Annotated in this window: 13 protein-coding genes; 10 read left to right on the top strand and 3 right to left on the bottom strand. The window is 64.9% G+C overall.

What is annotated here, in order from left to right; genetic code table 11:
- Positions 1 to 10: 10 nt before the first annotated feature.
- A complete protein-coding gene (locus tag JQ591_RS15810; protein WP_211396942.1) occupies positions 11 to 1,261 on the bottom strand; it encodes a Zn-dependent hydrolase in 1,251 nt (416 codons plus the stop codon).
- Between the two features lie 32 nt (positions 1,262 to 1,293).
- Positions 1,294 to 2,211: a LysR family transcriptional regulator gene (locus tag JQ591_RS15805; protein ID WP_211396941.1), complete on the bottom strand. Its 918-nt coding sequence runs from the start codon at positions 2,209 to 2,211 to the stop codon at positions 1,294 to 1,296.
- 120 nt (positions 2,212 to 2,331) lie between these two features.
- Between JQ591_RS15805 and JQ591_RS15800 the strand changes: the two genes are divergently transcribed.
- The 6 genes from JQ591_RS15800 to JQ591_RS15775 all read left to right on the top strand — a co-directional run bounded on the left by JQ591_RS15800 (position 2,332) and on the right by JQ591_RS15775 (position 7,912).
- A complete protein-coding gene (locus JQ591_RS15800) occupies positions 2,332 to 3,147 on the top strand; it encodes a putative hydro-lyase (protein ID WP_211396940.1) in 816 nt (271 codons plus the stop codon).
- An 89-nt stretch (positions 3,148 to 3,236) separates the two neighbouring features.
- Positions 3,237 to 4,481 carry an ABC transporter substrate-binding protein gene (locus JQ591_RS15795; RefSeq protein WP_211396939.1) on the top strand — a complete coding sequence of 415 codons (1,245 nt, stop codon included), beginning with the start codon at positions 3,237 to 3,239 and terminating at the stop codon, positions 4,479 to 4,481.
- 153 nt (positions 4,482 to 4,634) lie between these two features.
- Positions 4,635 to 5,513 carry a branched-chain amino acid ABC transporter permease gene (locus JQ591_RS15790; protein WP_211396938.1) on the top strand — a complete coding sequence of 293 codons (879 nt, stop codon included), beginning with the start codon at positions 4,635 to 4,637 and terminating at the stop codon, positions 5,511 to 5,513.
- Positions 5,513 to 6,496, top strand: a complete 984-nt coding sequence (locus JQ591_RS15785) for a branched-chain amino acid ABC transporter permease (protein WP_211396937.1) — start codon at positions 5,513 to 5,515, stop codon at positions 6,494 to 6,496. Before JQ591_RS15790 ends, JQ591_RS15785 begins: the two co-directional genes overlap by 1 nt.
- Positions 6,493 to 7,224 carry an ABC transporter ATP-binding protein gene (locus tag JQ591_RS15780; RefSeq protein WP_211396936.1) on the top strand — a complete coding sequence of 244 codons (732 nt, stop codon included), beginning with the start codon at positions 6,493 to 6,495 and terminating at the stop codon, positions 7,222 to 7,224. Before JQ591_RS15785 ends, JQ591_RS15780 begins: the two co-directional genes overlap by 4 nt.
- Positions 7,208 to 7,912: an ABC transporter ATP-binding protein gene (locus JQ591_RS15775; protein WP_211396935.1), complete on the top strand. Its 705-nt coding sequence runs from the start codon at positions 7,208 to 7,210 to the stop codon at positions 7,910 to 7,912. Before JQ591_RS15780 ends, JQ591_RS15775 begins: the two co-directional genes overlap by 17 nt.
- A 165-nt stretch (positions 7,913 to 8,077) precedes the next feature.
- Here the strand turns inward: JQ591_RS15775 and JQ591_RS15770 are convergent, their stop codons facing one another.
- Positions 8,078 to 8,752 carry an aldolase gene (locus JQ591_RS15770; RefSeq protein WP_211396934.1) on the bottom strand — a complete coding sequence of 225 codons (675 nt, stop codon included), beginning with the start codon at positions 8,750 to 8,752 and terminating at the stop codon, positions 8,078 to 8,080.
- A gap of 103 nt (positions 8,753 to 8,855) precedes the next feature.
- Between JQ591_RS15770 and ltnD the strand changes: the two genes are divergently transcribed.
- From ltnD to JQ591_RS15750, 4 genes are all read left to right on the top strand, one after another.
- Complete coding sequence (gene ltnD / locus JQ591_RS15765) at positions 8,856 to 9,773, top strand: L-threonate dehydrogenase (RefSeq protein WP_211396933.1); 918 nt, start codon at positions 8,856 to 8,858, stop codon at positions 9,771 to 9,773.
- Positions 9,774 to 9,787: 14 nt separating this feature from the next.
- Positions 9,788 to 10,570 (top strand): 2-oxo-tetronate isomerase, encoded by a 783-nt coding sequence (gene otnI / locus JQ591_RS15760; protein ID WP_211396932.1) that lies wholly within the window; start codon positions 9,788 to 9,790, stop codon positions 10,568 to 10,570.
- On the top strand, positions 10,567 to 11,856 hold the full coding sequence (gene otnK / locus JQ591_RS15755; protein ID WP_211396931.1) for a 3-oxo-tetronate kinase: 1,290 nt from the start codon (positions 10,567 to 10,569) through the stop codon (positions 11,854 to 11,856). The genes otnI and otnK overlap by 4 nt, the downstream gene beginning before the upstream one ends.
- Positions 11,857 to 12,025: 169 nt before the next feature.
- Positions 12,026 to 13,717: a methyl-accepting chemotaxis protein gene (locus JQ591_RS15750; RefSeq protein ID WP_211396930.1), complete on the top strand. Its 1,692-nt coding sequence runs from the start codon at positions 12,026 to 12,028 to the stop codon at positions 13,715 to 13,717.
- The last annotated feature ends 229 nt before the right edge of the window (positions 13,718 to 13,946 follow it).

Genomic DNA, 13,946 nt, shown 5'->3' with positions numbered 1-13,946 from the left:
CTCTCTCCGGTCAGGATGCGACGCCGGCGATCGCCAGCACTGTGTGCATGAGTACGTTGGTGCCCGCGGCGCAGTCGGGCTGCGTCGCGTCTTCGAGCTCGTTGTGGCTGATGCCGTCCTTGCAGGGCACGAACACCATCGCCGCCGGCATGACGGTATTGAGGTTGCAGGCGTCGTGGCCGGCGCCGGAGGTGATGCGGCGAGAGGAATAGCCGAGCGTCTTCGCCGCGTTCTCGACGGCGGCAATGAGCTTGGGATCAAAGTGCGTCGGCGGCTTGCGCCAGACCAGGTCGATCTTCACCTCGACCTTGCGGCGCGCGGCGATCTCGGCAATCGCGGTGCGCAGATCGCGATCGAGCGCATCCATGATCGCGCCATCCGCACTGCGGCAATCCATCGTGAAGGCGATCTCGCCGGGAATGACGTTGCGCGAGGGGTTTGCGATCACGGCCTCGCCGATGGTGCCGACCGCTTTCGGCCCGTGCTTCCTCGCAATGGCCTCCATCGCAAGCACGATCTCGGACAGCGTCGCCAGCGCATCGCGCCGCAGCGGCATCGGCGTCGATCCGGCATGGCTCTCGAAGCCGGAAATCTTGCCGTCGTACCAGAGCACGCCCTGGCCGGAATCGACCACGCCGATGGTCTTGCCTTCGGCTTCCAGGATCGGGCCCTGCTCGATGTGCAACTCGACGAAGCAGCCGAGCTTCTGGAAGCCGACCGGCTTGTCGCCGCGATAGCCGATGCCGTCGAGCGCCTGGCCGACGGTGGTGCCATCGGCGTCCTTGCGCGACAGGATGTCGTCGGTGGTGAAGTCGCCGACATAGGCCGCGGAGGCCATCATCGCGGGAGCGAAGCGCGAGCCCTCTTCGTTGGTCCAGTTGACGACGCAGATCGGCGCCTCGGTCTCGATCCCGGCGTCGTTCAGCGTGCGGATCACTTCGAGTGCGCCGAGCGTTCCCAGAATGCCGTCATACTTGCCGCCGGTGGGCTGCGTGTCGAGATGCGAGCCGATGCCGACCGGCAGCTTCGACATGTCGCGGCCCTTGCGCAGGCCGAACTGCGAGCCGAGCGCATCGGTGTGCACTTCGAGGCCGGCGTCCTCGCAGGCCTTGCGGAACCAGTCGCGCACCAGCTTGTCCTCTGCGCTCAGCGTCAGCCGCCGCACGCCGCCCTTGGCCGTCGCGCCAAACTGCGCGGTCTCGTGGATGGAGCCCCAGAGGCGGGCGGAATCGATTTGCAAATTGGTGGCGGCTCGGCTCATGCGGTCAGTCTCTCAGTTGTCCGGCGCCTGTTTCAATGACGCGCCGGCGCGGGCGCGTCAACTGCGAGGCTGCTCTGCGCAATCTGACATGCAAGCTCTGCGACGCGCTCCACCGCCACGACGTCGGGCGAGGCGAGCCAGCTTGCGGTGAATGTCAGCGGCGCGATTTCCAGATCGGTGTCGAGCAGTTGCAGCCGCCCGTCTGCGAGCTCGTTCTCGACGATGGCGTCGGGGATCACGGCGATGCCGAGGCCCTCGACCGCCATGTGGATGACGGTTGCAAGCGAGGCGGAGGCGTGCAGCCGGATCGGCGGCAGCTCCGGCCGGTCGAACACCTCGCGCACGACCTCGTAGGGCCGCGTCTTCCGCGGGAATGTGATGATCGGAAACCGTGCGAGCTCGGCCCGCGTTACCGGTCCATGGCCGAGGCCGAGCGAGGGGCTGGCGAGAAAGCCGATCGGATAGTCGGCGAGGACGCGATTGTGAACTCCGGAGGCCGAGAGCGGACCGACGACGAAAGCAAGCTCGATCTCCTGCGCAAGCAGGCGCGCGGTGAGGTTCGGCGTGATGTCGACCTCGATCTCCAGCGACAGGTTCGGGTAGACTTCGTTCATGCTCTTCACCAGCCGCGGCAGCCATGTGTGCACGATGGTCTCGGCGACGCCGAGCCGCATCACGCCGCGCATCGCCGAGCGGTCGCCGATCTCGGCGATCATCGCGGCGCGCAGGCCGATCAGCTTCTCGGCGTAGACCATCATCTGCCGGCCGCTCGGCGTCGGCGAGGCCACGCGATGATCTCGGTTGAGGAGCTTCACGCCCATCTCGCGCTCGAGCTGGGCGATGCGCTGGGAAATCGCCGGCTGGGTCGTGTTGAGGCGTGCTGCGGCGCCGCGAAAGCTGCCGAGCTTCACAACCCAGAGGAACGTCTCGATCGATCTGAAGTCCAGCATTGGAAGGATTTTCCTGACCGATAAATGAAATTTATCGATATTGATTAGAAAGGAAGATTAGACTTTATAGCACGCCTGGTGTTGGCTTGTCTTTGTCGAGTTTATAGGCAGGTCGATCACATGACTGTTTTGGTGGCAGTGCAGCAAACTGAAACGCCCGACACCCTCCCGAGCCGCAAGGCGCGGCTCGCCTATCGCGAGGGGCTGGTCGCCTCCACCGCCGGCGTCGCCCCCGGCTTCGTCCAGGGCAATCTGGCGATCCTGCCGGCGGAACATGCCAGCGCCTTTCACCGCTTCTGCCAGCTCAATCCCAAGCCGTGCCCGATCATCGGGATGTCCGATGTCGGCAGTCCGCACATCCCGGCGCTGGGCGCCGATCTCGACATCCGCACCGACGTGCCGCGCTATCGCGTCTGGCGCGACGGCGAGGTGGTCGACGAGCCGACTGATGTGACGAAGCATTGGCGCGACGATCTCGTGACCTTCGTGCTCGGCTGCTCGTTCTCGTTCGAAGAGGCGCTGCTCGACGAGGGCATGCCGATCCGCCACATCGAGCACAATGTGCGCGTGCCGATGTATCGCACCAACATCGCCTGCGGCGAGTCCGGTCCCTTCGCCGGTCCCATGGTGGTGTCGATGCGTCCGTTCAAGCCGGCGGATGCGATCCGCGCGGTGCAGATCACCTCGCGCTATCCGGCCGTGCACGGCGCGCCCGTGCATCTCGGCCATCCGCATCTGATCGGCATCAAGGACATCGCCAAGCCCGATTACGGCGATCCGGTGCCGGTCGCCGACGACGAGATCCCGGTGTTCTGGGCCTGCGGCGTGACGCCGCAATCGGTCATCAACGCCGCAAAGCTGCCGTTCGCGATCACGCATTCGCCGGGCCTGATGCTGGTGACGGATCTCAAGAACAGGACCATGGCCGTGATTTAGTGGGCAGCGTTTGCTGCTTCTTCGGGCTTTACCGCATCCATCAATCGCTTCATTCGATCAGCCGAAATTCAGTAACAGGGGACTTTGCCATGACGATCACTCGCCGCGACGTATTGTTGGGAGCCACCGCTACGGCCGCGCTGGTGCCGCTGGCAGCGCGCGCACAGACTTCGGAAGTCGTGATCGGCGTGATCTATCCGTTCTCCGGCGGTAGCGCGCAGCAGGGCGTCGACGCGCAGAAGGCCTACGAGACCGCGCTCGAGGTCATCAACAAGGACACCGATTTCGACCTGCCGTTGGCGAAGGGCGAGGGCCTGCCGGGTCTCGGCGGCGCCAAGATTCGCCTCGTGTTCGCCGACCACCAGGCCGATCCGCAGAAGGGCCGCGCCGAAGCCGAGCGCCTGATCACGCAGGAGAAGGTCTCCGCCATCATCGGCACCTATCAGAGCGCCGTCGCCGTCACCGTCAGCCAGATCTGCGAGCGCTACCAGATCCCGTTCGTCTCCGCCGACAATTCCTCGCCCAGCCTGCATCGCCGCGGCCTGAAATATTACTTCCGCGCCGCGCCGCATGACGAGATGTACTCGGCCGCGATGTTCGACTTCTTCGACGCCTTGAAGAAGAAGGGCACCAAGATCGAGACGCTGTCGCTGTTCCACGAAGACACCATCTTCGGCACCGATTCCGGCAACGCCCAGGCCAAGATCGCCGGCGAGCGCGGCTACAAGATCGTCACCGACATCAAGTACCGCGCCAACTCGCCCTCGCTCTCGGCCGAGGTGCAGCAGCTCAAGAGCGCGAATGCCGACGTGCTGATGCCCTCGAGCTACACCACCGACGGCATCCTGCTGGTGAAGACCATGGCCGAGCTCGGTTACAAGCCGAACGCGATCGTGGCGCAGGACGCCGGCTTCTCCGAGAAGGCGCTCTACGACGCCGTCGGCGACAAGCTCGAAGGCGTGATCTCGCGCGGCACCTTCTCGCTCGACCTCGCGCAGAAGCGCCCGATGGTCGGCAAGATCAACGAGATGTTCAAGACGCGGTCGGGCAAGGATTTCAACGATCTCACCTCGCGTCAGTTCATGGGCCTGATCATCCTCGCGGATGCCATCAGCCGCGCCAAGTCGACCGACGGCGAGAAGATCCGCGACGCGCTGGCCGCCACCGACATCCCCGGCGAGCAGACCATCATGCCCTGGAAGCGCGTCAAGTTCGACGAGATGGGCCAGAACAACGACGCCGACCCGGTGCTGCTGCAATATGTCGGCGGCAAGTTCGTCACCATCTTCCCGCCGCAGGCCGCGATCGCCGAGGCGATCTGGCCGATGAAGTAAGATTTAGGAGAGCGGGAGCTCAAATGTAGCTCCCGCCCTCATCCTGAGGAGCGGGCGCAGCCCGCGTCTCGAAGGACGAGGGCTGGGCCATCCTTCGAGACGCGCGCTTGTGCGCGCTCCTCAGGATGAGGGTGTAATTCGGGGGACGGACTTTTGACAGCCCAAGCCATTATCCAGAGTCTCGCGAGCGGCCTTCTCATGGGCCTGCTCTACGGACTGATTGCCGTCGGCCTCGCGCTGATCTTCGGCCTGATGGACGTCACGAACTTCGCTCATGGCGAGTTCCTGATGATCGCGATGTACCTGTCCTTCTTCCTGTTCGCATTCTTCGCCATCGACCCCCTGTTGTCTGCGCCATTGGTCGCCGCGGCAATGTTCGTGTTCGGAGCGGTGGTCTATCTACTCGTTGTACGCTTTGCCATGCGGGCCAAGGCCAATGCCGGCATGGTGCAGATCTTCACCACCTTCGGCCTTGCCATCCTCATGCGCGGCCTCGCGCAGTTCTTCTTCACGCCGGACTATCGCAGCATTCCGCAGTCCTGGGTCGGTGGCAAAACCATCTCGATCGCCGGCATCTTCCTGCCGGCGCCGCAACTGATCGGCGCACTGGTCTCGATCCTGGCCTTTGCCGGGCTCTATTTGTTCATCCATCGCACCGATTTCGGCCGCGCGCTGGAGGCCACCCGTGAAGACCCCGGCGCGGTGGCCCTCGTCGGTATCGACAAGAATCGCGTGTTCGCACTCGGCTGGGGGCTTGGTGCCGCGCTGGTCGGCCTCGCCGGAGCGATCATGGCAAGCTTCTTCTATATCTATCCCGACGTCGGCGCGTCCTTTGCGCTGATCGCTTATGTCACGGTGGCGCTCGGCGGCTTCGGCAGCGTGTTCGGCGCTTTCGCCGGCGGGATCATCGTCGGTCTCGTCGAGGCCACCACCGCATTGGTGCTGCCGCCGTCGCTGAAATCGGTCGGCATCTACGCCGTCTACCTGCTGGTCGTCTTCATCCGGCCGCGCGGCCTGTTCGGATCGATGTGATGGACAAGAATTTTACAGCGCGGCGCCGCCGCGACCTCGTCATCGCCGCGGTGCTGGCCGCACTGGCGGCGCTCGCCCCGCTGGTCATCAAGGACGTCTACGTCCAGAACATCCTGATCCTGACGTTGCTGTATGCGGCGCTGTCGCAGAGCTGGAACATTCTGTCCGGCTATTGCGGGCAGATCTCGCTGGGACATGCGCTCTATTTCGGCATCGGCGCCTACACCACCGAGCTCCTGTTCACCAAGTTCGGCGTGCTGCCCTGGTTCGGCATGCTCGCCGGCGGCGTGATCGCGGCGATCATCGCGATGGGGCTGGGCTATCCCTTCTTCCGCCTGCGCGGCCATTACTTCGTGATCGCGACCATCGTCATCGCCGAGATCGGGCTGCTGCTGTTCCAGAACTGGGAATGGGCGGGCGCTGCGATGGGAATCACCATTCCGATGCGCGGCGACAGCTGGCTGAAATTCCAGTTTATGCGCAGCAAGCTGCCGTACTTCTATTTCGCACTGGTGCTGTGCAGCCTCGCCTGGTTCGTCACCTGGTGGCTGGAGGACTCCAAATGGGGCTTCTGGTGGCGCGCGGTAAAGGATAATCCGGAAGCGGCCGAGAGCCTCGGTGTCGTCGTGTTCAACTCCAAGATGGGCGCGGCTGCCGTCTCCGCCTTCCTCGTTGCCATCGGCGGCGCCTTCTATGCGCAGTTTCTCGCCTATATCGATCCTGAAAGTGTCATGGGATTCCAGTTCTCGCTGCTGATGGCGCTCCCGGCCGTGCTCGGTGGCATCGGCACCCTCTGGGGGCCTGTGTTAGGGGCGGCCATCCTGATCCCGATGACGGAGCTGACGCGCTCCTATATCGGCGGCTCCGGGCGCGGCGTCGATCTCATCGTCTACGGGACGCTGATCGTGCTGATCTCGTTGGCCCTGCCGCAGGGTCTGGTGAGCCTGTTCTCGCGCACAAAAGCGAAGGGGGCCACGCGATGACACCGCTCCTTGAAACCCGCGGCGTCTGGCAGCGTTTCGGCGGCCTCGTCGCCAACAGCGACGTCTCGATTTCGGTCGGCCGCGGTGAGATCGTCGGCCTGATCGGCCCCAACGGCGCCGGCAAGTCGACGCTGTTCAATCTCATCGCCGGCGTGCTGCCGCCGACTCAGGGCTCGATCTGGTTCGGCGGCGAGGATGTCACGGCGTTGCCGGCGGCCGAGCGCTGCCAGCGCGGCGTCGGGCGCACCTTCCAGGTCGTCAAGAGTTTTGAGACCATGACTGTTATCGACAACGTCATCGTCGGCGCCCTGGTGCGCAACACCGTGATGCGCGAGGCACGCCGCAAGGCGCATGAGGTGCTGGAGTTCACCGGCCTTGCCGCGCGCGCCAACGTGCTCGCGAGCGACCTCGTGCCGGCCGAAAAACGCCGCCTCGAAGTCGCCCGTGCGCTCGCGACCGAACCGAAACTTCTGCTGCTCGACGAGGTCCTCACGGGCCTCACGCCGACCGAGGCGCAGACCGGCGTCGCGCTGGTGCGCAAGGTGCGCGACACCGGCATCACCGTGTTGATGGTCGAGCATGTCATGGAGATCGTGATGCCGCTGGTCGACCGGGCCATCGTGCTCGACCTCGGCAAGGTACTGGTCGAGGGCAAGCCCGCCGACGTCGTCCGCGATCCCAAAGTGATCAAGGCCTATCTGGGAGATCGTCATGCTGTCAGTGCATGAAGTCACGACCGCCTATCAGGGCCTGGTCGCGATCTCCGCGGTCTCGATCGAGGTCCAGAAGGGCGAGATCGTCTGCGTCGCGGGCGCCAACGGCGCGGGCAAGTCGACGTTGCTGAAATCCATCGCCGGCGCCGAGCGCCCGCGTTCGGGCACCGTGACGTTCGACGGCAAGCGCCTCGACGGCATGGCGCAGCACCACATCACCGCCACCGGCATCGCCTATGTGCCGGAGAACCGCCGGCTGTTTCCGCGCCTGTCGGTGCGCGACAATCTTCGCCTCGGCAGCTATCTCTATCGCGGCGAAGCGAACCGCGAAGAGCCGCTCGACCTCGTCTTCACCCTGTTTCCGCGCCTCTCCGAACGCCTCGAGCAGCGCGCCGAGACGCTCTCCGGCGGTGAGCAGCAGATGCTCGCGATCGGCCGCGCGCTGATGACGCGCCCGCGGCTATTGATGCTGGACGAGCCCTCACAGGGCATCATGCCGAAGCTGGTCGACGAGATCTTCCAGGCCGTGAAGCGCATTCGCGATGCCGGCATGACCGTCCTGATCGTCGAGCAGCGCATGGCGGAGTGCCTGGAGATCGCCGACCGCGCCTACATCCTGCAAACCGGCCGCGTGCTGATGCAGGGCGCAGCGAGCGAGATCATCGGCAACCCGGACGTGCGCAAGGCGTATCTGGGGCTTTAGCCGCCTGGACCGTCTCCACAATCGCAACCGTCATCCTGAGGTGCACGCCCTTCGCGCGCCTCGAAGGATGAGCCGCGAGCGCCTGTGGCCCATCCTTCGAGGCTCCCGGCGCGATGCTTTGCATCGCGTCGCTCGCACCTCAGGATGACGGCGGAGTATGCGGGCTCAATGCTCATGCCCATGTTCCGGCAGCGCCACCCCGAACACCTTCACCAGATCCGTCACCTGCTCAGGCGACAGATAGCGCGGGTTCAGCCCGCGCAGCAGGAGATACAGCTTCGCCGTCTCTTCCAGCTCCTCGGTCGCGAACACGGCTGCCTCCAGCGTGTCACCGGCGACGACGGGGCCGTGATTGGCGAGCAGCACGGATGAGTATTTCCCCGCCAGTCCCCTGATCGCATCCGCGACTGCAGGATCGCCGGGGCGGTAATAGGGCACGAGCGCGGTGGCGCCGCATTTCATCAGATAATAGGCCGTCATCGGCGGCAGCGCGGCGTGCGGGTCGATCTCCGGGAGCATCGAAAGCGCGACCGAATGGGTGGAGTGCAGATGCACGATCGCCCCTGCGCTCCCGCGCGTGGCGTAGAGCGCGGTGTGCAGCGGAACTTCCTTGGTCGGCGCATCGCCCGAAACCAGTCTGCCCTGATCGTCCAGCCGCGACAGTTTTGCGGGATCGAGGAAGCCGAGCGAGGCATTGGTCGGCGTCACCAGCCAGCCGCCGCCGTCGAGCCTGACGCTGATATTGCCGGAGGATCCGGGCGTCAGCCCACGCTCGAACAGGGACCGTCCGAAGCGGCAAATGTCTTCGCGCAGCCGTGTCTCGTTGCTCATGGCCGTCATGTCCGTTTGTCTCACGCTTTGGCAGCGCGGCCAAGCCGTGTTATTCGGTTGCCAAGCTGCCGCAAAGGGCGGCCGTCCGGGAAACGTCGCAAGGATGAGTTGCATGTCCGCCTCCACGTCACAGAATCAGCGCATCGCCGTCATCGGGCTCGGCTCGATGGGGTTTGGCATGGCGACCTCGCTGAAACGGGCCGGTCATATCGTCACCGGCTGCGACGTCTCGGCTGATGCGGTCGCGCGTTTCGTGACGGACGGCGGCGCCGGCGCCAAGACGCCGGCCGAAGCCGCCAAGGGCGCCGATATCGTCGTCAGTGTCGTCGTCAATGCCGCGCAGACCGAGACGATCCTGTTCGGCAAGGACGGCGTCGCCGAAACCATGCCCAAGGACAGCGTCTTCCTGTCGTCGGCGACCATGGATCCCGACGTGGCGCGGCGTCTCGCCAAGCAGTTGGAAGCGACCGGCCGGCACTATCTGGATGCGCCGATCTCCGGCGGGGCGCAGCGTGCCGCGCAGGGCGAGCTGACGATTCTCGCCTCCGGCAGTCCGGCTGCGTTCGAGAAAGCGCGGCCCGCGCTCGATGCCATGGCCGCAAAGCTCTACGAGCTAGGCGATGCCGCCGGGCAGGGCGCCGCCTTCAAGATGATCAACCAGTTGCTCGCCGGCGTGCACATCGCCGCCGCCAGCGAGGCGATCGCGTTCGCGGCCAAGCAGGGCCTCGACATCCGCAAGGTCTATGAGGTGATCACGGCGTCCGCCGGTAATTCCTGGATGTTCGAGAACCGGATGCCGCACGTGCTCGACGGCGATTACACGCCGCGCAGTGCGGTCGAGATCTTCGTCAAGGACCTCGGCATCATCCAGGACATGGCGCGTAGCGCCAGATTCCCGGTTCCGGTCTCAGCCGCGGCACTTCAGATGTTCCTGATGACATCGGCCGCCGGCATGGGCCGCGACGACGATGCGTCGGTGGCGCGAATGTATGCGCAGGTGACCGGCGTCAAGCTGCCCGGCGACAAATAGACAAGAGGATTCCGATGCCCCGTTTCGCCGCCAATCTCTCGATGATGTTCACCGAGGTGCCGTTCCTCGATCGCTTCGATGCCGCCGCGCAAGCCGGCTTCACCGCCGTCGAGTTTCTCTTTCCCTATGAGCATCCGGCCGAGGCGGTCGGCGAGCGGCTCAAGCGAAACGGCTTGACCCAGGCACTGTTCAACCTGCCGCCGGGCGACTGGAATGCGGGCGAGAAGGGTTTTGCGGCGCTCCCCTCGCGATTCGCCGAGCTCAAGGCGAGCCTTGAGACTGCGCTGCCCTACGCCAAGGCGACCGGCGTCAAGCGGCTGCATTTGATGGCGGGCATCGCCAACCGTGGCGAGCGCGTCGCCATCGAGGCGTTCTACAAATCGGTGGCGTGGGCCGCCGAGTTCTTTGCGCCGCACGGCATCGACATCGTGCTCGAGCCGATCAATGCGCGCAACGTGCCCGGCTATTTCCTCAACGATTTCGGATTTGCGCGCGACCTGATCCAGGAGCTGAGGCTTCCGAACCTCAAGCTTCAGTTCGACATCTATCACTGCCAGATCATCCATGGCGACGTCACGATGCGGCTGCGCGAGATGATGCCGGTCATCGGTCACATCCAGATCGCCAGCATCCCCTCGCGCAACGAGCCTGACGGCGAGGAGCTGAACTATCCGTTCCTGTTCACCGAACTCGACCGGCTCGGCTATGCCGGCTTCGTCGGCTGCGAATATAATCCGCGCGGCAAGACCACCGACGGCCTTGCCTGGTTCAAGCCTTATGCGGGAGTGAAGCCGTGACACTTGCAGCGAAATTATCTCTTGGCTGCATCGCCGACGACTACACCGGCGCCTCCGACCTCGCCAACACGCTGACACGCGCGGGCCTGCGCACGGTGCAGACCATCGGCGTGCCCGCAGACGATCTTACGCTGCCCGAAGTCGACGCCGTCGTGGTGTCCTTGAAAAGCCGCTCGATCGAGGCCGGCCTCGCCGTGTCGCGCTCGCGCGCGGCCGAGACATGGCTGCGCGGCCGCGGTGCAAGCCACGTGCTGTTCAAGATCTGCTCGACCTTCGATTCCACTGATGCCGGCAACATCGGCCCGGTGATGGATGCGCTGCGCGCCGATTGCGGCGAGGCGGCCGTGCTGGTGACGCCGGCCTTCCCGGAGACCGGCCGCACCGTCTACCAGGGCAATCTGTTCGTCGGCGTCGTGCCGCTGAACGAGAGCCCGCTGAAGGACCATCCGCTCAACCCGATGCACGATTCCAACCTGGTGCGCGTGCTGGCGCGCCAGAGCAGGACGCAAATCGGCCTCGTCGACCTCGCCACCGTCACGCGCGGCGCGGATGCAGTGCAGGCGCGGCTGGCCGAACTTGCGGGCAAGGGCATTGGCGCGGCGATCATCGACGCCGTCTTCGATCGCGACCTTGAGACCATCGGACTCGTTGCTGCCCAGCATCGGCTGTCGGTCGGCGCCTCCGGCATGGGTCTGGGGCTGGCGCGAGCGCTGGTCTCGACAGGCAAGGTCAAATCGGCGGCGGCCGGCAGCGACGCGGGCGCCGCCGTCGGCGGACCGGCGGCGTGCCTTGCCGGAAGCTGCTCGCAGGCGACGCTCCAGCAGATCGCGAATGCCGAACGAATGATGCCGGTGCTGCATCTCGATCCGGACCGTATTACTACGGGCGAGGACGAGGCGCAGCGCGCGCTGGCCTGGGCGAAGCCGCGACTGGCCGACGGTCCGGTCCTGATCGCATCGAGCTCGACGCCGGATCAGGTCGCAGCGCTCCAGGCGCGCCACGGCCGCGACGCGGCCGGTCACGCCATCGAGCAGGCGATGGCCGACATCGCCGAGGGTCTGGTTCAGGCCGGCGTCAAGCGCCTGGTCGTTGCCGGCGGGGAGACATCCGGCGCCGTGGTCGATCGGTTGAAGATTCCCGGATTTCTCGTGGGAGTAGAGATCGCGGCGGGCGTCCCGGTGCTGCGCGCGGTCGGTGCTGAAAAAGGCGACATGTTGCTTGCTTTGAAGTCCGGAAATTTCGGCGGCGCGGAGTTTTTCTCCGACGCGCTTGGGCTCATGCGCTGAGCGCAGAGCATTTTTAGCGCCATGTTCATTTGTTTCGGGCTTCGTACTCGTACGGAGTCGTAGTTAACATCTGCTCAGGTGCTCTGGTGTTGGATGTCGGTGCTGCTCCCTTTGGTTGATTCGTAAAACTTCCGGATGCGCCACCGCTCCAGCACAAAGAGACCCGATTATGCTCGCCACCATTTCCATCCGTGCCAAGATCATCAGTGTCGTGGCGTTCCTGCTGGTCGCGATGGCCGGCATGGGGGTTCTCGCCGTCATGAAGATGCGGTCGATGAATGCCAATACGGTCGACATCACCACGAGCTGGCTGCCAAGCGTGCGGGTGCTCGGCGATCTGCGCGCCGGCGTGATCACCTACCGCAACGTGATCCGCGAGCACATGCTGTCGGAGACTCTCGAAGAGAAGCTCGCGTCGGAGAAGACGCTGGCGACCGTGGTCGAGGCCAACACCAAGTTCCGTCAGCTCTACGAGCCCATGATTAGCTCGCCTGAAGAGCGGGCGATGTACAGCGAGTGGTCGAAGCTGTGGGACGAGTACAAAAAGGGCACCCAGGAAGTCATGGCGCTCTCGCGTAAGGAAGCGGGAAAAATCCCGCACGAGGCGCACGAGCTGAACACCAAGACGGTCAACAAGATCGGACTGCAGGCCGATGAGGTCTTGCGCAAGGACATCGAGCTCAACACCAAGGGCGGCGACCGGGCTGCCCAGGATGCCGCCGACAGCTATTCCTTCGCTTTCATGCTGGTCTCGATCATTCTCGGCGCCGCCGTCATCACCGGCATCGGCGTCGGCTTCTACCTCGTCCAGGACGTCTCCAGCGGCATCAATTCGATCATCGAGCCGATGCAAGCGTTGGGCAAGGGCGAGCTATCAGCCGAAGTCCCGCATCGCGGTGAGAAGACCGAGATCGGCGCCATGGCCGACGTGCTCCAGATCTTCAAGGAGGCGCTGATCGCCAAGAAGGCCGCCGACGAAGCTGCGGCCGCCGATGCCGAAGCCAAGATCGAGCGCGGCCGCCGCGTCGACAACATCACCCGCGAATTCGAAACGATGATCGGCGAGATCGTCCAGACCGTGTCGTCGGCCTCGACCCAGCTCGAAGCCTCGGCCTCGACGCTGACATCGACCGCCGACCGCTCCCAGCGGCTGGCGACCACGGTTGCCGGAGCGTCGGAGGAAGCCTCGACCAACGTGCAGTCGGTGGCCTCGGCGACCGAGGAGATGGCTTCGTCGGTAAGCGAGATCAGCCGCCAGGTGCAGGAATCGGCGCGGATGGCGGGCGATGCCGTCGGCCAGGCGCGCTCCACCACCGAGCGCGTCAGCGAGCTCTCCAAGGCGGCCTCCCGCATCGGCGACGTCGTCGAGCTCATCAACACCATCGCCGGCCAGACCAACTTGCTGGCGCTGAACGCGACCATCGAAGCCGCGCGTGCCGGCGAAGCCGGCCGCGGCTTTGCGGTCGTGGCCTCCGAGGTGAAGGCGCTCGCCGAGCAGACGGCGAAGGCGACCGGTGAGATCGGCCAGCAGATCTCCGGCATCCAGGCGGCGACCAACGACTCGGTCGGCGCCATCAAGGAGATATCGTCGACCATCGAGCGTCTGTCGGAGATCTCGTCAGCGATCGCGGCGGCGGTGGAAGAGCAGGGCGCGGCGACCCAGGAGATCGCCCGCAACGTCCAGCAGGCGGCGCAGGGCACCCAGCAGGTTTCGTCCAACATCACCGACGTGCAGCGCGGCGCAACCGAGACCGGCACGGCCTCCTCGCAGGTGCTGTCGGCGGCGCAGATGCTGTCCAACGACTCCGGCCGGCTCAAGACCGAGGTCAGCAAGTTCCTGACCAACGTTCGCGCGGCGTAACAACGTCCGCCTGGACGTGAACTTCCGCGTCAAGACGTCCTTCGACGAAAGAGCGGCGCCGCAAGCGCCGCTCTTTTTTTGCTGCGCCGGTAGCCTGATGTCGCTTGCAGGTAGCATCGTGAGGGAGTGCCCGTAATCATACGGGACGCGGTTTCATCGATAGTTAAATTCGGCTTACGAGAATAGCCCAAGGACCGCCGGTAGCAGCCCTGATTGGAATCATCTCATA

This window comes from Bradyrhizobium canariense, assembly GCF_018130465.1.
Lineage (GTDB): Bacteria > Pseudomonadota > Alphaproteobacteria > Rhizobiales > Xanthobacteraceae > Bradyrhizobium > Bradyrhizobium canariense_C.
This window is presented reverse-complemented; position numbering and strand designations above follow the sequence as displayed.